Annotated in this window: 24 protein-coding genes and 1 tRNA gene; 17 read left to right on the top strand and 8 right to left on the bottom strand. The window is 59.4% G+C overall.

The annotated features are described in order from the left end of the window. The 4 genes from Q0M35_RS10515 to Q0M35_RS10500 all read right to left on the bottom strand — a co-directional run. Nucleotides 1-802: ParB/Srx family N-terminal domain-containing protein (locus Q0M35_RS10515; protein ID WP_295314926.1), on the bottom strand; the 802-nt coding region annotated here is incomplete at its 3' end. Between the two features lie 75 nt (nt 803-877). Then, nucleotides 878-1,336, bottom strand: coding sequence for a hypothetical protein (locus tag Q0M35_RS10510; RefSeq protein ID WP_295314924.1), 459 nt, complete (start codon nt 1,334-1,336; stop codon nt 878-880). Continuing rightward, the gene (locus Q0M35_RS10505) at nt 1,314-1,901 is read right to left on the bottom strand and encodes a DUF5681 domain-containing protein (protein ID WP_295314923.1); all 588 of its coding nucleotides are present in this window, start codon (nt 1,899-1,901) and stop codon (nt 1,314-1,316) included. Before Q0M35_RS10505 ends, Q0M35_RS10510 begins: the two co-directional genes overlap by 23 nt. Continuing rightward, a complete protein-coding gene (locus tag Q0M35_RS10500; RefSeq protein WP_295314921.1) occupies nt 1,894-2,514 on the bottom strand; it encodes a DUF5681 domain-containing protein in 621 nt (206 codons plus the stop codon). The genes Q0M35_RS10505 and Q0M35_RS10500 overlap by 8 nt, the downstream gene beginning before the upstream one ends. A gap of 224 nt (nt 2,515-2,738) precedes the next feature. Between Q0M35_RS10500 and Q0M35_RS10495 the strand changes: the two genes are divergently transcribed. From Q0M35_RS10495 to Q0M35_RS10485, 3 genes are read left to right on the top strand one after another with little or no spacing between them, the layout of a single operon-like run. Then, nucleotides 2,739-3,005 (top strand): DUF3489 domain-containing protein, encoded by a 267-nt coding sequence (locus Q0M35_RS10495; RefSeq protein ID WP_295314919.1) that lies wholly within the window; start codon nt 2,739-2,741, stop codon nt 3,003-3,005. After that, nucleotides 3,005-3,421 (top strand): DUF2924 domain-containing protein, encoded by a 417-nt coding sequence (locus Q0M35_RS10490; protein ID WP_295314917.1) that lies wholly within the window; start codon nt 3,005-3,007, stop codon nt 3,419-3,421. Before Q0M35_RS10495 ends, Q0M35_RS10490 begins: the two co-directional genes overlap by 1 nt. Then, complete coding sequence (locus Q0M35_RS10485; protein ID WP_295314915.1) at nt 3,418-5,004, top strand: recombinase family protein; 1,587 nt, start codon at nt 3,418-3,420, stop codon at nt 5,002-5,004. Before Q0M35_RS10490 ends, Q0M35_RS10485 begins: the two co-directional genes overlap by 4 nt. Before the next feature lie 414 nt (nt 5,005-5,418). On the opposite strand, the gene Q0M35_RS10480 is transcribed toward Q0M35_RS10485, so the two are convergent. After that, nucleotides 5,419-5,508 (bottom strand) — tRNA-Ser (locus tag Q0M35_RS10480). 147 nt (nt 5,509-5,655) lie between these two features. Between Q0M35_RS10480 and Q0M35_RS10475 the strand changes: the two genes are divergently transcribed. From Q0M35_RS10475 to Q0M35_RS10435, 9 genes are all read left to right on the top strand, one after another. Then, nucleotides 5,656-6,495 carry a DUF2059 domain-containing protein gene (locus Q0M35_RS10475; protein WP_295314913.1) on the top strand — a complete coding sequence of 280 codons (840 nt, stop codon included), beginning with the start codon at nt 5,656-5,658 and terminating at the stop codon, nt 6,493-6,495. Beyond that, complete coding sequence (locus Q0M35_RS10470; RefSeq protein WP_295314911.1) at nt 6,495-7,307, top strand: DUF2059 domain-containing protein; 813 nt, start codon at nt 6,495-6,497, stop codon at nt 7,305-7,307. Before Q0M35_RS10475 ends, Q0M35_RS10470 begins: the two co-directional genes overlap by 1 nt. Nucleotides 7,308-7,496: 189 nt before the next feature. After that, the gene (locus tag Q0M35_RS10465; RefSeq protein WP_295314909.1) at nt 7,497-8,237 is read left to right on the top strand and encodes a 50S ribosomal protein L21; all 741 of its coding nucleotides are present in this window, start codon (nt 7,497-7,499) and stop codon (nt 8,235-8,237) included. A gap of 11 nt (nt 8,238-8,248) precedes the next feature. After that, nucleotides 8,249-8,518 (top strand): 50S ribosomal protein L27, encoded by a 270-nt coding sequence (gene rpmA / locus Q0M35_RS10460; RefSeq protein WP_295314907.1) that lies wholly within the window; start codon nt 8,249-8,251, stop codon nt 8,516-8,518. A gap of 94 nt (nt 8,519-8,612) precedes the next feature. Next, entirely contained in the window at nt 8,613-9,215 is a 603-nt protein-coding gene (locus Q0M35_RS10455; RefSeq protein ID WP_295314904.1) for a LysE family translocator, read from the top strand. Between the two features lie 2 nt (nt 9,216-9,217). Beyond that, nucleotides 9,218-9,754, top strand: coding sequence for a GNAT family N-acetyltransferase (locus Q0M35_RS10450; protein WP_295314928.1), 537 nt, complete (start codon nt 9,218-9,220; stop codon nt 9,752-9,754). 34 nt (nt 9,755-9,788) lie between these two features. Further along, nucleotides 9,789-10,823, top strand: coding sequence for a GTPase ObgE (obgE, locus tag Q0M35_RS10445; protein WP_295314898.1), 1,035 nt, complete (start codon nt 9,789-9,791; stop codon nt 10,821-10,823). Then, nucleotides 10,811-11,917 (top strand): glutamate 5-kinase, encoded by a 1,107-nt coding sequence (proB, locus tag Q0M35_RS10440; RefSeq protein ID WP_295314896.1) that lies wholly within the window; start codon nt 10,811-10,813, stop codon nt 11,915-11,917. Before obgE ends, proB begins: the two co-directional genes overlap by 13 nt. 69 nt (nt 11,918-11,986) lie before the next feature. Further along, the gene (locus tag Q0M35_RS10435; RefSeq protein ID WP_295314894.1) at nt 11,987-13,252 is read left to right on the top strand and encodes a glutamate-5-semialdehyde dehydrogenase; all 1,266 of its coding nucleotides are present in this window, start codon (nt 11,987-11,989) and stop codon (nt 13,250-13,252) included. Nucleotides 13,253-13,254: 2 nt separating this feature from the next. Here the strand turns inward: Q0M35_RS10435 and Q0M35_RS10430 are convergent, their stop codons facing one another. Then, nucleotides 13,255-13,851 (bottom strand): histidine phosphotransferase family protein, encoded by a 597-nt coding sequence (locus Q0M35_RS10430; protein ID WP_295314892.1) that lies wholly within the window; start codon nt 13,849-13,851, stop codon nt 13,255-13,257. A 30-nt stretch (nt 13,852-13,881) separates the two neighbouring features. On the opposite strand from Q0M35_RS10430, the gene Q0M35_RS10425 reads away from it, so the two are divergent. From Q0M35_RS10425 to Q0M35_RS10415, 3 genes are all read left to right on the top strand, one after another. Then, on the top strand, nt 13,882-14,064 hold the full coding sequence (locus Q0M35_RS10425) for a DUF3553 domain-containing protein (protein ID WP_295314890.1): 183 nt from the start codon (nt 13,882-13,884) through the stop codon (nt 14,062-14,064). 129 nt (nt 14,065-14,193) lie between these two features. Continuing rightward, nucleotides 14,194-14,958, top strand: coding sequence for a GNAT family N-acyltransferase (locus tag Q0M35_RS10420; RefSeq protein ID WP_295314888.1), 765 nt, complete (start codon nt 14,194-14,196; stop codon nt 14,956-14,958). Next, on the top strand, nt 14,955-15,773 hold the full coding sequence (locus tag Q0M35_RS10415) for a lysophospholipid acyltransferase family protein (RefSeq protein ID WP_295314886.1): 819 nt from the start codon (nt 14,955-14,957) through the stop codon (nt 15,771-15,773). The genes Q0M35_RS10420 and Q0M35_RS10415 overlap by 4 nt, the downstream gene beginning before the upstream one ends. A 13-nt stretch (nt 15,774-15,786) precedes the next feature. On the opposite strand, the gene Q0M35_RS10410 is transcribed toward Q0M35_RS10415, so the two are convergent. Then, on the bottom strand, nt 15,787-16,362 hold the full coding sequence (locus Q0M35_RS10410; RefSeq protein WP_295314884.1) for a PA14 domain-containing protein: 576 nt from the start codon (nt 16,360-16,362) through the stop codon (nt 15,787-15,789). Between the two features lie 292 nt (nt 16,363-16,654). On the opposite strand from Q0M35_RS10410, the gene rpsB reads away from it, so the two are divergent. Then, nucleotides 16,655-17,449, top strand: coding sequence for a 30S ribosomal protein S2 (gene rpsB / locus Q0M35_RS10405; protein ID WP_295314883.1), 795 nt, complete (start codon nt 16,655-16,657; stop codon nt 17,447-17,449). Nucleotides 17,450-17,531: 82 nt separating this feature from the next. Next, on the top strand, nt 17,532-18,407 hold the full coding sequence (tsf, locus tag Q0M35_RS10400) for a translation elongation factor Ts (RefSeq protein WP_295314881.1): 876 nt from the start codon (nt 17,532-17,534) through the stop codon (nt 18,405-18,407). An 86-nt stretch (nt 18,408-18,493) separates the two neighbouring features. On the opposite strand, the gene aroQ is transcribed toward tsf, so the two are convergent. Further along, complete coding sequence (gene aroQ / locus Q0M35_RS10395; protein ID WP_295314879.1) at nt 18,494-18,931, bottom strand: type II 3-dehydroquinate dehydratase; 438 nt, start codon at nt 18,929-18,931, stop codon at nt 18,494-18,496. Nucleotides 18,932-19,691 lie beyond the last annotated feature (760 nt).

Genomic DNA, 19,691 nt, shown 5'->3' with positions numbered 1-19,691 from the left:
AGAGATGTGCCCAGTCCATGCAAATGAAGTGGATGGCGCCCTCCCGGCTGACGGCAGCCATATTATCGCAGACTTTTGCAAGGAAGGACGAGAAGGCCTCGGGGGTCATCTCACCTGCGGCCATGGCAAACTCGCGATGCTGCACGGCGCCGAGTCCGGAGACGTGGCCCCGGATCGGCACATTATAAGGTGGATCGGTAAAGACCATTTCGGCGCGGTCCTCTTGCATGAGCAGCGACCAGTTATCCGGATCCGTGGCGTCGGCACAGAGCACCCGATGCGGCCCGAGGTGCCAGAGATCCCCCGGCGATGTCACTGCAGGCTTGTTTTTGTCCGGCGCGGCAATGTCATCCCGGGGATCAGCATCATCCGTGCCTTCTACCCTGAGCATCGTGTCGATCTCGGCAGTTTCAAAGCCGGTCAGGGTGACGTCGAACTCAAGATCTACGAGAGCGCCCAGTTCCAAGGCCAGCAGCGCTTCATCCCAGCCGGCATTTTCTGCAAGCCGGTTATCTGCAATCACATAGGCCCGCTTCTGCTCCTCGGTCATATGATCGAGCTGCAGCACAGGCACCTCGACCTGCCCCAGCAGTTTTGCGGCTTCCAACCGGCCGTGACCTGCGATGACCCCAACGTCCTCATCCACGAGGATTGGATTGGTCCAGCCGAAGGCCTGGATGCTGTCAGCAATCTGCCGGATCTGTTTCTTCGAATGCGTCCGCGGGTTCCGGGAATAAGGTTTGAGATTTGTGACCGGCACAAGCTGCACAGTCCGCGCGTTATGAGGATTGATGTCTTTCATGGATGTCTCCGTTAATGGGTCTAACGGGACAAGGTCCTAATTGCTGGCGCTGCGCGCGTCGTTCAAAACAAACCGCTATATTTTTTTTGAGATGGTGGTCTGCACCGAGCGCCAGGCGTGATGGCCCTCCCCAAACCGCTCGGCAACCATGCGCGCCGCGCGCTCGGACGGCGGCCCCTGCCACCAGCCGGCCTCGCGGATATAAGACCATCCATTCAGATGGCCCGCCTTCGATTGCCGCTCCTGTAGCCACGTCAGGTAGCGATTATAGGTCACCTGCCAAAGTGCTTTCCGATGGAGCTGTTCATGCGCAGGGCGCGCCGGTCGTCCGCGCTTCGGACGGATATCTCCCGCCAGATAATCCGCCAGCCACATCCGCAAGTCTTCCGGCAAGGGCGCATCCCTGTGCTCACGCAACTCTTTAGCCAGGACGGTTGGATCAACCGCTTGCGGCCCAGAGTTCCGAAGCGATGAAAGAGACTGCCCATACGGTGTTAGGGTGATGTGGAACTTAGCCATCTTCGCTTTTGCCATCCACCTGCCACCAGTCCGGCCAGTTCACTTTCCCGGGCGAGCGCGTCGCAGCCCACACTGTCTCCTGCTCTTCGCGTGTCACTCGTTTGTCTCCAAGCCGCTTAAGTGCGACCTCAACCAGCCAGGGTTCAAGCACCACAGTTGCGCGGCCTTCCCTGTAGCGGTCTCGCGTGCGGGCCATCTTCAGGATTTCGAGCGCGGTGTTCACACTGCCGGGCCGGATGAAGTGCACGGCAAACCGTTTGGGCAGGGCGTCTTCCCGTCCGTGTGTCGCATCCAATGTGCCTTTGAGGTCTTCATAGGCACGCACCGCGCTGCTGTTTCCTTTGAGCGCCAGTTCCTGAAGCTTGTGCAGAAAGGCCACTTCAGCCGTGACCTCCCGCACCCCGTCCCCATCCCGTATCGTGACCAGCTGGCTCATCACCTCTTCTTTTGGCGGCGCACGATGGCTGCCTTTCGGGCGGCCTTTGGGATTCCCCGAACGTCCCTTTGGAAAACGGCCGGAAGCTGGTGGTTTCTTATACCCGACCCCTTCTTCGTCTTCCCGGTCATCAAAATCACTCACGTCGCACATCCTTCGGCCAGTCAATGTCAGCCCCATCCGCTGTGCAGCGTTCGATCTCGCTAATGTCTTTTTTGCTGAACTTGCTGCTCCGTTTTCGCCGCAGAGCCGCGTTGACCGCCCAGGGCGCCAGCTGCAGCCGCACGGTCTCCGTGTCTGACGGATCATAATCCCAATCTCGTGTTGCGATGTCCAGGAGTTGCAAGGCCTCCTCAGCATTGTCCGGATCATCGCCAAAGACATGCTCAATCACAGACGGGTTTTTCCTGTCGTGCTCCGCATGACGCCACTCTTCGCGTTTGATCACCCAGCCTGCGACTTTCTTTAGCGCACGCGCTTTGCCGTCCATCGCGTCTTTCAACGTCCGTAGATCGATGGCAAAATCGACACCCACCTCCGACCGCTCACCGCCTTGAGTCACCTGCACGGTTTTTCCAAAAGCCACTTCGAGAGGCGTCTCCGCAGAGTCCTTGGGTTTTCTCGGCCGGCCCTTCGGGTTGCCACTTTGCCCGGCGGTGAACCGCCCTGATACGTCACGCGAGGGTTGTCTCGGACCATTACTCAAAACGCAACCCTTCCGATCGCAATGAGGACGTTTCCGTTCGTACTGGGCCACTTCGGCATGTTGGGATGATCCTCACTTGTAAAACCTATATCCAAGGCTAAGCACGCCACAGCTTCCTGACAACCAACGTTTGCAATCGGTGGCTTTTGCCGCTCTGGACACCGCATTCTCCACTGGACTTCGCGCGGCGTTCGAGCGGTACTGACCCCGCGCCCGGATCCCCGGGCTTGTCCCGGTACCGGCGGAAAGGTCCGCCCCAACCGAAAGGACAAACAATGACAAGATCAGCCAAACCCCAAAAATCGCCCCGATCGTCCAAATCCAGACGCGCCGCACCCGATGGCACCACCAAGCTGCAGATCATCCTCAATTTGCTTTCGCGCGACAGCGGTGCCGCGCTTGATGATCTTTGCAAGGCCACGGGCTGGCAGAGCCATTCTGTGCGCGGTGCCATGGCCGGCACCCTCAAGCGGAAGGGTCACATCATCACATCGCAAAAGAACGATGGCGTACGCATGTACCATCTGACCGGATCGAACTGATGCGGATCAACAAGCTGGAGCAGGACCTCGATCATCTCGGGGCCTGCAACCTCGACGCCCTACGCGCGTTCTGGAAAGACCGGTTTGCCGCGCCGCCGCCAAAGCTGCGATCGGCCCGCCTTCTGCAACACCTCATCGCCTGGCGTTTGCAGGTCGCCGCATATGGCGGGCTGGACGATGCGACACGCAGGGCCATCAGGCGACGTGGTGCCATGGTGCCCGAAGGACGCGATCTTGGCATTGGCGCGGTTTTGCGCCGGACGTGGCAGGGGCGCACCATCGAAGTCATCGTGGAACAGGACGGGTTCCGCTGGGAGGACAAGACATATCCCAGCCTGTCGGCCATTGCTCGCGCGGCCACAGGAACCCGTTGGAACGGCCCCCGTTTCTTCGGGCTGCGCGACGAGGCGTCATGACCAAACCCCGCCTGCGCTGCGCTATCTACACCCGCAAAAGCACGGACGAAGGTCTGGATCAGAGTTTTAATTCTCTGGATGCGCAGCGTGAAGCCTGCATGGCTTATGTCGCAAGCCAGAAAGCCGAAGGTTGGACGGCGCTTGCCAAAAGCTACGATGACGGCGGCTATTCCGGTGGCAACATGGAGCGGCCTGCTCTGCAAGACCTGCTTGCGGGTATTGCCACAGGGCGCGTGAACATCGTCGTTGTCTATAAAATCGACCGCCTCACGCGCTCGCTGATGGACTTCGCCCGTATCGTGGAGATCTTCGATCGCCATCAGGTGTCGTTCGTGTCAGTCACGCAAGCGTTCAACACCACGTCCAGCATGGGGCGTCTCACACTGAACGTGTTGCTCTCTTTTGCCCAGTTCGAACGCGAGGTCACGGGCGAGCGCATCCGCGACAAGATCGCGGCTTCCAAAAAGAAAGGCATGTGGATGGGCGGCGGCCTGCCGCTGGGATACGATGCACCCGAGCCCGGAAGCCATGGTCTGAAAGTTAACGAAGACGAGGCACACACAGTCCGGCATATCTTCGAGACCTATCTCGCGCTTGGCTCTGTCCACAAGCTCGAGAATAACCTGTACAAAGCAGGCATCAGATCGAAGCGGCATGTGACGAAGGCCGGTAAGGTTCGCGGCGATCAGGTTTTCAGCCGCGGGGCGTTGTTTCATCTGCTGCGCAACCGCACCTATCTTGGCGAGACCGTGCACAAGGACAAAAGCTATCCCGGCCAGCATGCGGCGATCATCGACCCGGTTTTATTCGATGCCGTGCAGCAGCAGCTCGACAGGAACTCGGTCCGCCGTCACACAACACGACAACAGGTGGCCAGATCTCCGCTCGCGGGGCGCATCTTTGACCCGCACGGGCGCTCCATGACGCCGACGTTCTCTTATGGCCGGCATGGCAAACTTTACCGTTACTATTTGGCAAATTCTGTGAAGCATTACAACGGTGACAGTGCCACGCCTCTCATGCGGGTGTCCGCGGAGAAGCTCGAAGGTTCAGTCACCGATGCCTTGCGGCGTTTGTTGCCCGAGCGAGCCGACGTCAACCTTACGCTCATCAAGCGCATCGACGTGCTGCCGGATCGCGTGAACCTGTGGCTTGGACGACAACACATCGATCAAATCCGTGAAAAGCTGCAACCGGATGAGGACGTCTGCGAAGATGCGGCGCATCCAAAATGGGTCAGACTGTCACTACCCATCTGCGTCGGCAGCAAAGGTGGCGCACCGCAGATCATCCCTGGCGATACGCCTGTCAGCCGCCCGGATCCGGTGCTTGTCAAAGCCCTTCGCGATGCGCACGCAATGTTGGAGCGCGACAGCAAAGGCATGCCCTGGTGTGACGATGCTCCCAAAGACCGCTACCGACGAAAGCTGATCCGCCTCGCCTTTCTGGCACCGGAGCTGCAAAAAGCGATCTTCGAAGGACGGCATATCACAAAGTTCACGCTGGCGCGTCTGCTGAGTTTCGACATGGCCTTGAGCTGGGCAGACCAAAAGCAGCTGCTGGCGCAATATTTGATCGACTGAGGCCGCGCAGGTGCAACCTGAAAAAATGACCAAAAACCCCGTTTCAGGGCCTCGATCACCCCAAAACACGGGTTCAACGCTCCGTTAACAGGCCCAAACTCACCTGTTACGGTCGTTAACAGGACCTGCGGTTGGGTGGCTTCTAACCAGCTGAATTTTATTAAGAACTCGAAATATCAAAGGTCGATCTCCGTGGAATCCACCTGTTTTTTGCCTGAATTGGCAAAAAATTCCCTGATAATACCCAAACCGGACCTTGCATCAAACACGCGGAGACATGCCGTCAAAATAGCGGGTAAGTCTCCAGGTTTCGCGGGAGTTGTTGGCACGGAACAACGGATTGAGGCCGAAAAGCCAGCCTGTTTCGGGGGGTTGTCAGTCAGCCTGACGCCAGAGACGGGTGGTGGGGGTTGGTGGCGGAGAGACAGGGATTCGAACCCTGGGACCCCGTGAAGGGTCAACGGTTTTCGAGACCGCCCCGTTCGACCACTCCGGCACCTCTCCGCGGGGATCGTCCGCGGCGTTTAGTCTTGTTTTCCGGCGCTGACAAGAGGAGACAGGCGAGTGGATGCCGCACACGGGAATTTTCATTGCCCCAGACATTAAAAAGCTTAGATTCTCCTTTAAACAGGCTCAGAAAGGTTCTGACGGATGACATCTGCAATACGCGCATGCTTTGGTGTGCTTGCTCTGATGGCCACCTTTGTGGCTGGCCCGACAACAGCGAAAACAGACGACCCCGACCGGCTGGAGACGTTTCTTGAGGTCACTGGTTTCGACGTGGCGCTTGAAAGCATCAGACTTTCGGCGGAATCCGCGCCTGCCATGCTGGGCATCGAAACCGAAGATTTCGGATCGGAGTGGACACGGCTGGCGGATGAGGTGTTTGACACAGAGCTGATGCACGATGAGGCAATCGACATCCTTTCGGAGGCGCTGACCGATGATTTGCTGGATCATGCGGTCGACTTCTATACATCGGATCTGGGACGGCGGCTGGTCGCTGTCGAAAACGCCTCGCACATGGATGACGATGACGAACTTCGCCAGGAGGCCGGTCAGGCCATCGTGGCGGGGCTGGTGCAGATCGGCTCGCCCCGTCTGGAGGAACTGAAGCGGCTCAACGGTGCAACCGGGTCTGAGGATGCCTCTGTGCATGCAATTCAGGAGGTGCAGGTGCGCTTTCTGATGGCGGCGGCCGCCGCCGGGGTGATCGAACTGCGCATGGAGGAAGAGGACCTGCGCGAGAGCCTGAAGACACAGGAGGGTGAGTTGCGCCGCGGCATGCAGATCGCGGGGCTGGCCGGTTCTGCCTATACCTATCAGGCTTTTTCCGATGATGAGATCACCGCCTATGCGGATGCGCTGGAAAATCCGACGATGCAGCGGGTTTACGAACTCATGAACGCGGTACAGTTTCAGATCATGTCTGACCGCTATGAAGCACTGGCCGCGCGGCTTCAGGGCCTGCAGCCCAGTCAGGAGCTGTGATGCTGCGCGCGGCTTTGGTAAGTGCAGCGCTGAGCCTTGCGGCTCTGCCGGCCTTTGCGGACGCGCGTATTACCGTTCTGATGGACCTGCTGAAGGTCGGTGAGGTCACTGAGATCCTGCGTGCCGAGGGGCTTGAGTATGTGCGCGAGCTCGATGCGGACATGCTGCAGGGGCAGGGGGGTGCTTTCTTTGCCTTCCAGACCGATCAGATATATGACACCGGCCGTATTGCCGAAACGGTGCGTCAGGCGTTGGAAGCCGGACTCAGTGACGCTGACCTTGATGCGCTGATTGCCTGGTACAGCACCGCAACCGGCGCGCGGATTGTGGACCTTGAGAATGCTGCCCGCAGCGCCATCTCGGACCCTTCCGTGGAAGAGGCCGCGCGCGCAGATTTTGAGGCACGCGCTGATGCGGATGATCCGCATGTGGCCCTCGTGCGGCAGTTCGTGGAGGACAATGATCTTCTGACCCGGAATGTCTCAGGCGCCATGACCTCAAATTACCGGTTCTTTACCGGTCTTGCGGACGGCAGGTTTTATGAACAATCCGAAGAACAGATCCTCGCCGAGGTTTATGCGCAGCGCGATGAGATCCGGGAAGATACCGAAAGCTGGCTCAACGGCTATCTGCTGATGGCTTATCAGCCCCTGAGCCTTGCCGAATTCGAGGCCTATGTGGCCTTTTCAGCAAGCCCGGCAGGGCAAAGCCTGAACGCGGCGCTTTTCGACGGCTTCGAGACGGTGTACCGCGACATTTCTTACGCGCTGGGGCGGGCTGTTGCGCTGAGTGCCAGAGGCAGCGACATCTGATCGCCGCAAGCGCTTGACAACGGCGCCGGACTGGTGCAATTGGCGGCCTCACTGATGCGGGTCCGGCATGCCTGGCCCTTTCACTTTAACGTACATCCTGACAGCGGGGTGCGCTGTTCGAGGTGGCCAAGAGGCCGAAAACGCCCGGATCCGGGGACCACAGAACGCGGCAGAGAAAAGGAAATACGCATGTTTGCGGTTCTCAAAACCGGCGGCAAGCAGTACAAAGTTCAGTCCGGAGATATGCTCCGTGTCGAGAAACTGGCAGCTGACGCAGGCGACAAAGTACAGTTCAACGATATTCTGATGCTCGGTGGTGACAGCCCCGTCGTCGGTGCACCCTTTGTGAAAGACGCGGGCGTTCAGGCCGAGGTCGTCGATCAGATCAAAGGCGAAAAGACGATCAATTTCGTCAAGCGCCGCCGGAAGCACTCCTCCAAGCGCACCAAAGGTCACCGTCAGAAGCTGACCCTGGTCAAAGTGACCGACATTCTGACATCGGGCGCTGAGAAATCGGGCGTGAAGGCCGCTGTTGGCGGTGCCGGCTACGCAGCAGTCGTCTCCGATGGGCGTTATGCGAAAAACAAGGGCGAACAGGCCGAGATGGCCAAGCGCGTGAGCGAAGGCGACGCGGCAGAGAAATCTGCAAAGCCCGCCAAGGCGAAAAAAGCCGATGCGCCCAAGGCCGACGAGAGCAAAGCCAAAGCGGCTCCGAAAAAATCGGATGCCGCAGGCGACGACCTGAAACAGCTCAGCGGCGTCGGACCGGCTCTGGAGAAAAAACTGCATGAAGGCGGCGTGACCACCTTCGCGCAGATTGCAGCATGGACCGAAGCGGACATCGCTGATATGGACGAAAAACTGTCGTTCAAAGGCCGGATCGAGCGTGAAGGCTGGGTCGAGCAGGCCAAAGAACTGACCAAGGGTTAAGGAGAGACCAGATGGCACATAAAAAAGCAGGTGGTTCATCCCGTAACGGCCGCGACTCAGCAGGTCGTCGTCTTGGTGTGAAACTCTACGGGGGCCAGGCGGCCATCCCGGGCAATATCATCGTGCGTCAGCGCGGCACAAAGTTCTGGCCGGGCGAGGGCGTAGGCATGGGCAAAGATCACACAATCTTTGCAACAGTTGATGGCGCGGTGACCTTTCACAAAGGTCTGAAAAACCGTACCTTTATTTCGGTTCTGCCAGCGGCGGAGGCCGCAGAGTAAGCCGCACCCAAAGCGATGAATCATTCGGGGGATCGGCGACACCGCCGGTCCCCTTTCTTATTTTCGACACATCAATCCGTCAGGACCCCGACCCATGTCGGTTGCAGTTACCAGTTTTGCGATCTTTGCCGCCAGCCAGGTCGGCACGCCGGGGCCGGCCAATATGGCCCTTATGGCTACAGGTGCGCGCTTCGGGTTTCGGGCGGCACTGCCTTTCGTGGCCGGGGTGGTTATTGGCAAACAACTGGTGATCTGGCCGGTCGGCTTCGGGCTGATGGAACTTGCGGAGCGCGCGCCGTGGATTTTCACAGCGCTGCGGTATGTCTCGGCGGCTTATATTATCTGGCTGGCGTGGAAGGTCGCGAATATGCGGCTTGGGGCGCAGCGCGAGGAGGGTGCCGCACCGGGTTTTATAGCGGGCCTTGTCGTACATCCGCTCAACCCCAAGGCCTGGGCGATGATCGTGGGTGGCTTTACGGCCTTTGTGACCCCGGGAACGCCCGTGCTTGAGGCAACGATCGCTATCGCTCTGGTGCTGCTCATCTGCCAGCTTTTGCTGCACCCTGTGTGGACACTCGCGGGTGACGGAATCGCGCGCACGGTAGCGGGAACGCGCCTGGAACCCTATTTAATGTGGACCCTTGCCGGCCTGACGGTCGCATCGGTGCTGTTCGTACTGTTCGGAGGAGGAACATGACGATGGAAATGAAAAAGATACCCGTTCAGGCGGTGATCGAAACGGAGCGCTTTGATCTGCGGCCCCTGCGGCGCTCTGATATGGGGCTGATTGAGCTCTATTTTTCAGACGCACGTGTGGCGCATATGACCACGTCGATCCCCCACCCGGTCCCGCCCGGGGTCACCGAAGCCTTTGTGAGCCGCGCGATGGCGAATGAGCGCGACGAAGATGTCTGGGCCATGGACGGGTCGAGATCGGGAGCTTCTGAGCTGATGGGTCTCATTTCGCTGGAGCGCATGGACCGCGAGCAATCCGAGGTCGGCTACTGGGTGGCACCGCCCTACTGGAATACCGGTCTGGCCTCCGACGCTGTGCAGGCGCTGGTCGAGGCCAATCCGATGCACAACAAAACCATGTTCGCCAGCGTTTTTCAGGATAATCCGGCGTCGGCACGGGTGCTGACGCATTGCGGTTTTCAGTATCTCGGGGATGCCGAGAGTTTTTCGCTGGCCCGTGATACAACTGTTCCTACGTGGACCTATCTGAAAAAACTGTGAGCAGGGCGCATCGCCCGCCACGCCAGGAGCTGTCATGAAGTTTCTCGACCTGTGCAAAGTGTATATCCGCTCCGGTGCGGGCGGCGGCGGGTGTGTAAGCTTTCGCCGTGAAAAATACATCGAATACGGTGGCCCCGACGGCGGCGATGGTGGCACCGGCGGCTCCGTCTGGGCCGAAGCGGTCGACGGGCTGAATACGCTCATCGATTTCCGCTATCAGCAGCATTTCTTTGCCAAAAACGGACAGCCCGGCATGGGCCGTCAGCGTACCGGTAAGGATGGTGATGATATCGTCCTGCGCGTGCCGGTAGGGACCGAGATCCTTGACGAAGACCAGGAGACGGTCATCACTGACCTGACCGAAGTCGGTGAACGCATTGAGCTTGCACGCGGCGGCAACGGCGGCTTTGGCAACCTGCATTTCAAATCCTCGACCAACCAGGCACCGCGCCGCGCCAACCCGGGTCAGGACGGGGTGGAGCGCACGCTCTGGCTGCGGCTGAAACTCATTGCCGATGTGGGGCTGCTGGGCATGCCAAATGCAGGTAAATCCACCTTCCTGGCCGCCACATCGAACGCGCGCCCGAAAATAGCGGATTATCCCTTTACCACACTGCACCCTAATCTGGGGGTTGTCGGGGTTGATAACACCGAGTTTGTGGTTGCCGATATTCCGGGCCTGATCGAAGGCGCCTCCGAGGGGCGCGGTCTGGGCGATCTCTTTCTTGGGCATGTGGAACGCTGTGCCGTGCTGCTGCATCTTGTGGATGGCACATCGCCCACTCTTGTTGAGGATTATCAGACAATTATCACCGAACTCGAAGCCTATGGCGGTAATCTTGCGGAAAAACCCCGGGTGACGGTGCTTAACAAAATTGACGCTTTGGATGAGGAAGAACGCAGCACCGCCCGAAAACAGCTTGCCGAAGCATCCGGCGGTGACGTGATGCTCATGTCCGGCGTCGCGCGCGAGGGCCTGACGGATGTGCTGCGGGCTCTGCGCTCGCAGATCGACGATGACCGCCTGCGGCATCGCCCCCAGGAGGAAGCGGAACCGTGGCATCCCTGAGCACGGCAAAACGCCTCGTTGCTAAAATCGGCTCGGCGCTGCTGGTGGACCGCCGGACCGGCGCATTGCGCCGGGAGTGGCTGGCCTCACTGGCTGAGGATGTGGCCTGGCTGAAAGGGCAGGGCATTGAGGTAGTGCTCGTCTCTTCAGGATCGATCGCTCTGGGGCGCGGGGTGCTGGGCCTGCCGGCAACGGAACTGGCACTGGAGCAGTCCCAGGCCGCCGCCGCTGTCGGTCAGATCCGGCTGGCGCGCGCGTATGAAGAGATGCTGGCGCCGCATGGCATCACAACCGCTCAGGTCCTGGTAACGCTGGAAGACAGCACTGACCGCCGCCGGTATCTGAATTCACGCGCGACGCTGGAGCAGCTGCTCAGCATGCGTGTCGTGCCGATCGTGAATGAAAACGACACGGTTGCCACGGATGAGATCCGCTTTGGTGACAATGACCGGCTGGCCGCTCAGATCGCCGTCACGGTGGGCGCGGACCAGCTGATCCTGTTGTCAGATGTTGACGGATTTTATACTGCCAACCCGGCGCTGGACCGCGAGGCGACGCGCTATGATGTCATTGACCGGATCACGCCCGACATCGAAAAGATGGCCGGTGACGCCGGCTCAGGCCTCTCCAAGGGTGGTATGAAAACCAAGCTGATCGCGGCGAGAACCGCGACGGCTGCGGGCTGTGCTATGGCTATCACTGAAGGCTCCGTGCTGAACCCGTTGCGGGCGTTGGAGAACGGCGCCAATGCCACCTGGTTCACCGCACAGACTGATCCGCAGGCGGCGCGCAAACGCTGGATCGCCGCAATGAAACCGCGTGGCAGCCTGACGCTCGATGCCGGCGCTGTCGATGCGCTGCACGCCGGAAAGAGCCTGCTTGCGGCTGGCATCACGGGCGTGACGGGGCGGTTTCAGCGTGGGGATGCAGTAGCGATTGCGGATGCCGGCGGACATATCCTCGGCCATGGGCTGACGCGCTACACCGCTGATGAGGCGCGCGCGATCCGGGGTCGGAAATCGCATGAAATCGAGGCGGTTCTGGGGTATCCTGCCCGTGCCGCGCTGATCCACAGAGACGATATGGCGCTCTGACTCTTCCGGCTGGAAATACGTGCCTCGTGGGCTTAGACAGGACGGGCGTTCAACCAGAGGCACAAGCGAATGAAAGACATGGATGACATTTCCGCACTGATGGCCGACACCGGCGCCCGGGCAAAAGCGGCTGCGGCAAAGCTTGGCTATGCATCAGCGGAGGCGAAGCGGGCAGCCCTTGAGGCGGCAGCCGGTCACGTGATGGCAAACGCAGGTGAAATTCTCGCGGCAAACGCGCGGGATATGGACTACGGTCGCGAGAAGGGGCTGTCTGACGCGATGATGGACCGGCTGATGCTGGATGAGGCACGACTTGAGGGTATCGCTGCGGGTCTGCGCGCTGTTGCCGCTCAGGACGATCCGGTCGGCGAGGTCATCGCGGACTGGACCCGGCCCAGCGGCCTGCACATTCAGCGGGTGCGCACACCTCTGGGCGTGGTCGGGGTGATCTACGAAAGCCGTCCGAACGTCACGGCGGACGCAGGCGCTCTGTGCCTCAAAGCCGGTAACGCGGTGATCCTGCGCGGCGGCTCCGAGAGTTTTCATTCTTCTCAGGCGCTTCATGCCTGTCTCGTGGCCGGACTGAAAGACGCGGGCCTGCCCGGGGACGCCATACAGATCGTGCCGACCCGCGACCGCGCGGCAGTGAGCGAAATGCTGAAAATGACCGATACGATCGATGTGATTGTACCGCGTGGCGGCAAGGGGCTCGTCGGCCTGGTGCAGCGCGAGGCGCGGGTGCCGGTCTTTGCCCATCTGGAGGGCATTGTACACATCTATATCGACGCCGAAGCGGACCCTGAAATGGTGCTGCGCGTGGTTCTGAATGCCAAAACCCGGCGGACCGGCATCTGCGGCGCGGCTGAATGCCTGCTAATTCACGAAGACGTCGCAGATACGATCGGGCAGGGGGTTCTGCGCGCGCTGATCGACGCCGGCGTCGAGGTGCGTGCTGACGACAGACTGTCTGCCGTTAAAGGAACAGTGCCCGCCACGGACGAAGACTGGGGCTTCGAATACCTTGATATGATCGTTGCTGCCCGTACGGTTGCGGATGTTGATGAGGCGATGCAGCATATCCGGACCTATGGCTCAGATCACACGGACTGTATCCTGACGCAGAACGCCGACACGGCCCGGCGCTTTATGACCGAGTTGGATTCGGCTATTTTGATGCATAATGCATCAACCCAGTTTGCTGATGGCGGTGAGTTCGGCATGGGCGCAGAGATTGGTATCGCAACAGGTAAAATGCACGCGCGCGGGCCGGTCGGCGCGGCACAACTGACGAGTTTCAAATATCTCGTGACCGGAGACGGGTCCGTACGGCCCTGATCTCAGAATCTCAGCCGGATTTCATTTCCGCTGATTTCGGTGCGTACCCGGCGGCTTTCGTCGCCGGCGATGATGGGCAGCAACGCAAACTGAACATGCGCGGGCCGCAAATCGTCGGGCGTATCCCGCGTGGTCAGAACAGACCACAGTGTTTCGTCTATGTTCAGCTTGTCGGCCCTGCCGTGCAGCAACCAGCTGCCGGCCTCCTGGCTGATCTCGACACGGCCTCCGTACGGCATCGCATTTTCCACGCAAAGGAGCGCCAGAAAGGCCATGCGCACGGAGGAGCGTGGCTGTGCATCCATCGGGCCCCAGGCGACCTGCAACCGGGCGCCTTCCATCAGATCTTTCAGTATCGCGATGACTTCCGCGCGGCCCATCATCTGATCTCCCGCAGCCCCGAAGGCAATGCGAAAGAACCGTATGCGCGCACTTGCATTGCCCACGCTTTCCTGAATGAGGTCCATCTCGGGGCTCCCGTCGCTGCCGGACATGCCCAGAAGCTCAAGACCATTGTTGATTGCACCGATCGGCGATATCAGGTCATGGCAAATCCGACTGCCGATCAGTGCCGCGAGGTTAATACCCGGGGTGCCCATATTTATTTCTCCTGTCTTAATTAGGCCGCCATGGAAGATCTGAACGCAATACTCTCGCCCGGAATGCTTGTGCGCCATCCGGGCCAGCCGGACTGGGGAACCGGGCAGGTGCAAAGCAACATCGGCGGGCGTGTTACCGTGAATTTCAGGGAGGAAGGAAAGATTGTCATCGATAGCTCCCGTGTTGCGCTGATCCCGGTCTTTGATGAATGAACATCCTTTCCAAAAGATTAACGTACACCCATAGATTGTAAACCCGTGCGCGCCTGCCACATTGCCAGCCGGAGTCTTATTCCTTAAGACGCTGCTGAAGAGCACCACTGCAGGACCACGTATCCAAAGATGACAGATGTCGCCTCCTCCCGGTTTTCGGTCTCGCTGGCGGCGGGCACGGCGGATCTGGAGGCAGCGCAACGTCTGCGCTATCAGGTCTTCGTTGAAGAGCTGGGTGGCGGCGGACCGATGGTCGATCATGACGCCCGGCTGGAACGGGACCGGTTCGACCCGTTTTTCGACCATCTTCTGCTCCGGGATCTCTCAAACGGCGAGATCGTGGGCGTGTACCGGGTGATGCGCGAAGATCAGGCGCGGGCGGCCGGGCAGTTTTACAGCGAAGACGAATATGATCTGGCCGGGCTCAAAGCGTCGGGCCGGCGCATGCTTGAGCTGGGCAGGTCCTGCGTGCACCATGATTACCGGGGCGGCATGGCGATGTTCCACCTCTGGAGCGCCCTGGCGGGTTATATCGACGATCACAACATCGAAGTACTCTTTGGCGTCGCCTCCTTTCACGGCACCGACGTCAGGGCCCTCGCAGAAGCGTTGTCGTTGCTGCACCACCGGCACCTGGCGCCGCCTGAGTTGCGGGTGCGCGCCCGGGCCGCTGCATTTCAGCGCATGGATCTGATCGCAGAAGCAGATCTGGACCGGCGCGCCGCAATGCGCATGGTACCCTCGCTGATCAAGGCTTATCTGCGGATGGGCGGATTTGTGGGGGAGGGGGCCTTTATCGATCATGCCTTCAACACTACCGATGTCTGTCTGATCCTCGATACCGCACAGATCAACGAAAACCAGGCAAGGCTCTACAGGAACGCGCCCGTATGAGCGCCACCTGGCACGGAGACCCGCCGCCGCCTGACCCGCCCATCGGCCCTGCGGGGTGGCTCAGCGTGATCTGTCGTGGCGTGCCTCTGGCCCTGCTGGTATCCGGCGGGCTGGCCCTGCATCTGACGCTGCGCCTGATCGAGCGGCCGCTTTGCGGAACACAGCGGCCGGTCACGCCCCGTATCACGGTGTTTGTGTGTCGCAATGCACTGCGTCTGATGGGGCTCCGACTAAGACTGACCGGCCCGGAGTTCAGCCGCCAGGGAGCCGTCGTGGCCAATCATTCCAGCTGGCTGGATATCTTTGTGCTGAATGCCACGCGGCGTATCTATTTTGTGTCCAAGGCCGAGGTGGCGTCCTGGCCCGCAATCGGCTGGCTCGCGCGGGCGACCGGCACCGTGTTCATCGAGCGCAACAGATCACGCGCGGCAGAGCAGGCGCAGCTGTTTCAGTCACGTCTGCACGCCGGACACCAGCTGCTGTTTTTTCCCGAAGGAACCAGCAGCGACGGACAACGCGTTCTGCCGTTTAAAACAACACTCTTTGCGGCCTTTTTTGCGGGCGGCCTGAAAGAGACACTGGCGATAGAACCTGTGACCGTGCTGTATCAGGCACCGCCCGGGCAGGATCCGCGGTTTTTTGGCTGGTGGGGGGATATGACCTTTGGCGCGCATATCCTGAAATGCCTGGCATCAGGGGCAGGCGGGCAGGTGACGGTTGTGCGCCATCCGCCCTTTCATGTGCGCGATTTTGCCGACCGCAAGGCCCTGGCTGCGGCCTGTGAGGCGGCGGTGCGCAGCGCTCATACTGTCTGAGCGCTGCCTTTCGTCAGTGGAAAAAAGCGCTGTCGGGCACCGTTTCCAGCCCGTCGCTGTCCGGCCCCCATTCCATCATCAGGCACGCGGTACCTTTGCGCTGAAAATAGGTGGCTTTGAGCGGGTAATACCCGGCCTGGGGCACGTTGACCTCAATCTCCCCGGCATAGCCACAGGCATGGATGCCATCGTAAAGGGCGACCTGCTGGCCACCGATTGAGAGTTCCAGCCCGTCGTTGTTGAGAAATTCCAGCATATACGTGCCGGCGCGGTCAAATTTGATATAACCTGAGATATCGGCGGCAATTTTCTCATATGAATCAGAGGTCAGTACCTTCTGATCTGTATCGTCGTAGGACAGCCCCGCCAGCGGTTTTCCGGGCTTGGCGCCTTTCTGAAGTGCTTTTGCAGCTCCGGCAAGCTCACGTACTGCACTGGGCATCCGGGCATAGCTGACCGCCAGCCCCGGCGACAGCGCACCAGCGGAGGGTTGTGGGTTTGCCGGCGACAGCGTCACCGTCTGGGCGGTGGCTGCGAGCGGCGACATCACGGCTGCCGCGAAGACGGCGGCGTAAATGGTTCTGATCATTTTAACTCCCGGTGTTGATCCTGTTGGTCACGGACCGTTCGATGCGGTCTCTCATGCATTAACATAGGATGCGTGGCTGCGCCGTGACAAGTCCGCGGGGCACTTTGTGATTACGTGCCTGGCAGGTGTCAGGAAAACGCTTGCAGGGCCGCATTATCCGGCCTATACGGCGCGCACTGAAACCCGCAGGCGGGGTTCGGGCTTTCCGGGGGAGACATCCCCGGCAGTCCACCGGTTGGCTCCATAAGGTGTCATGCCCCCGCCGAGGATAAAACCGGAAAGGTATAAAGACATGGCTCTTCCTGAGTTCACCATGCGTCAGCTGCTTGAAGCAGGCGTACACTTCGGCCACCAGACGCAGCGCTGGAACCCCCGTATGGGTCCGTTCATCTACGGCGCGCGCAACGGCATCCACATCATGGACCTCACACAGACCGTTCCGATGCTGGACGCGGCTCTGAACGTGATCCGTGAGACCGTCGCCAAAGGCGGCAGTATTCTCTTTGTCGGCACCAAGCGTCAGGCCCAGCAGCCGATCGCCGATGCCGCAGAGCGGTGCGCACAGTATTACATGAACCACCGCTGGCTTGGTGGGACACTGACCAACTGGCAGACCGTGTCGCAGTCGATCAGCCGTCTGAAAAACATCGACGAGCAGTCTGAAAACGGTTTTGCCGGCCTGACCAAAAAAGAGCGTCTGGGCATGGAACGTGACCAGGGCAAACTGCAGGCGTCCCTGGGTGGTATCCGCGAAATGGGCGGCCGTCCTGACCTGATTTTTGTGATCGACGTGAAAAAAGAAGCGCTGGCGGTTGCTGAAGCCAACAAGCTGGGCATTCCGGTGATTGCGGTTGTGGACACCAACTGCCCGCCCGATGGCATTGATTACATCATCCCGGGCAATGACGACGCATCGCGCGCCATTTCACTCTACTGTGACCTGGCCTCGCGCGCAGCCCTCGATGGCATGTCCGCGCAGCTGGGTGCCGCCGGCGTCGATATCGGCGAAATGGAAGAAGCGCCCGCGGAAGAAGCCATTGCAGAAGAAGCACCGGCAGCTGCCGCAGAGACACCCGCAGAGGCGTAAAAGCCGCCCGCTGCTACAGGTATGACAGACGGGGCAGGGATGAACTGCCCCGTACATCCGATTTCATAAAGGAGAACCAGAGATGGCGATTACAGCATCCATGGTGAAAGAACTGCGCGAAACAACCGGCGCCGGTATGATGGACGCCAAGAAAGCGCTCACAGAGAACGATGGTGACATGGAAGCGGCAGTTGACTGGCTGCGCACCAAGGGTCTGGCCAAAGCGGCCAAGAAATCCGGTCGTACGGCCGCAGAGGGTCTGGTCGCGGTCAAGGTCGATGGCGGTCACGGCGTGGCGGTCGAGGTGAACTCCGAGACGGACTTTGTTGGCAAGAACGCTGAATTTCAGTCGATGGTCTCCGGCATTGCCGATGTGGCTCTGACTGTCTCTGACGTTGAGGCGCTGAAAGAAGCAGACATGGGCGGCAAACCGGTTGCTACTGTGATCACTGACAGCATCGCCAAGATCGGCGAGAACATGTCCGTGCGCCGTATGTCTTCCATCGAGGGCGACACGGTTGTGTCCTATGTGCACAACGCAGCAGCCCCCGGCATGGGCAAGATCGGTGTTCTGGTCGCGATGAAGGGTGGCGATGAAGCGTTCGGCAAGCAGGTCGCGATGCACATCGCCGCGGTCAATCCGGCGTCGCTGTCCGAAGATGATCTTGACCCGGCAGTGGTTGAGAAGGAAAAGCAGGTTCAGATGGACATTGCGCGTGAAAGCGGCAAGCCAGAGCAGGTGATCGAAAAGATGATCGTCGGCCGGATGAAGAAATATATGTCCGAAGTCACGCTGCTGAACCAGTCTTTTGTTGTGAACCCTGACCACACCGTGGGCGAGGCCGCGAAAGAAGCGGGTGCTGAGATCACCGGTTTTGTGCGTCTGGAAGTGGGCGAAGGCATCGAAGTGGTGAAAGAGGATTTCGCCGCTGAGGTCGCAAAAGCTGCCAAGGGCTGATCTTTCAGCACAGCGCTGAATAAACCGGAAAGGCACGCTAAATGCGTGCCTTTTTTTATTTTAATTCAGTATTTTGGAGTAATTAATTAATGTTCGAGATGATCTTTCATTGCATCCATCGCAAGCACATAACCCCTGGCGCCAAAGCCACAGATCAGGCCAACTGCTACGCGGGCGATGTAAGACTGGTGCCGGAAGGTTTCGCGTGCATGCACATTGCTCAGGTGCAGTTCGATCGCCGGCAATTCAACCGATGAAATCGCATCCATCAGAGCAATCGATGTATGGGTGTAGGCGCCTGCGTTCAGGATAATCCCGTCATGCCGGCCACGCGCATTGTGGATATTATCGACAAGCGTGCCTTCATGATTTGACTGATGGAATTCCACGGTCATTCCAGTGACTTCTGCGTGGTTCTTACAGAGAGTTTCGATATCATCGAGGGTCGTGGTGCCATAGACTTCCGGTTGCCGGGTACCCAGCAGGTTCAGGTTCGGACCATTGAGGATCAGGACGGAGGTCATAGAATTATCTTTCGTTATCTGATCCTTCGATAGACGCAGCCCGGGGCATCTGTCCAGTGTCGGCGCGCATGCGCAAAGGCAGGTGAGGTTTCTCAGCTACAAAGGCAGTCACCGTCCTGTGACGCACGAAACGCCAGGGCCAAGGGGCAAGTGGGCTCAGTACAGTGAACCCGGTTGTGTGCCTCTCAGACCGGCAGGGGTGCCGCACGTACTCTGGTGTGATACCTGAAAAGCATAGACAATAAATGTATAATCAGTATTATGTAAAATAAACACAATGCCGGATTATGCTCTTTAGGCTTTATTAGCATATGCTTGCGGAATTCTGCTAATGTCCCCTGATGATAAAGAGCACACCTGCCGGCTTGCACGAGCTGTCCGTCGATTATGCTCCCCATAAGGCCGGACCCTGGTATGCCAGCACGACAAAAAGCTGCGATACCGCGCCGGACCGGCAGTTTCACAGAAACAATGCTGCAAGCGTTCATGGTCGGCATAGATGGCCAGATGATCAGATGCGCCTTGTTGATGAAACACAATGCAACCGGCGTGCAGGCGCGCTCTGACAGAATTGCCAATCTGCTCTTAACTTATGGACGGCGCCATGGTCAGTGATGATAATCGGCGGGCGCGCACCGATGATCATGGCAGAGGCTTTGTCGACTTCACCGGCAGCGGTGATTACGGGCGCGCCGGTCATCCGGCCTTCGGGCGCGCTTGCGTTCTGATCAGAGAGGATCGTCTGCAGATTTTGGGAGTG

This window comes from Roseobacter sp., from assembly GCF_024639605.1.
Taxonomy (GTDB): Bacteria; Pseudomonadota; Alphaproteobacteria; order Rhodobacterales; family Rhodobacteraceae; genus Roseobacter.
This window is presented reverse-complemented; position numbering and strand designations above follow the sequence as displayed.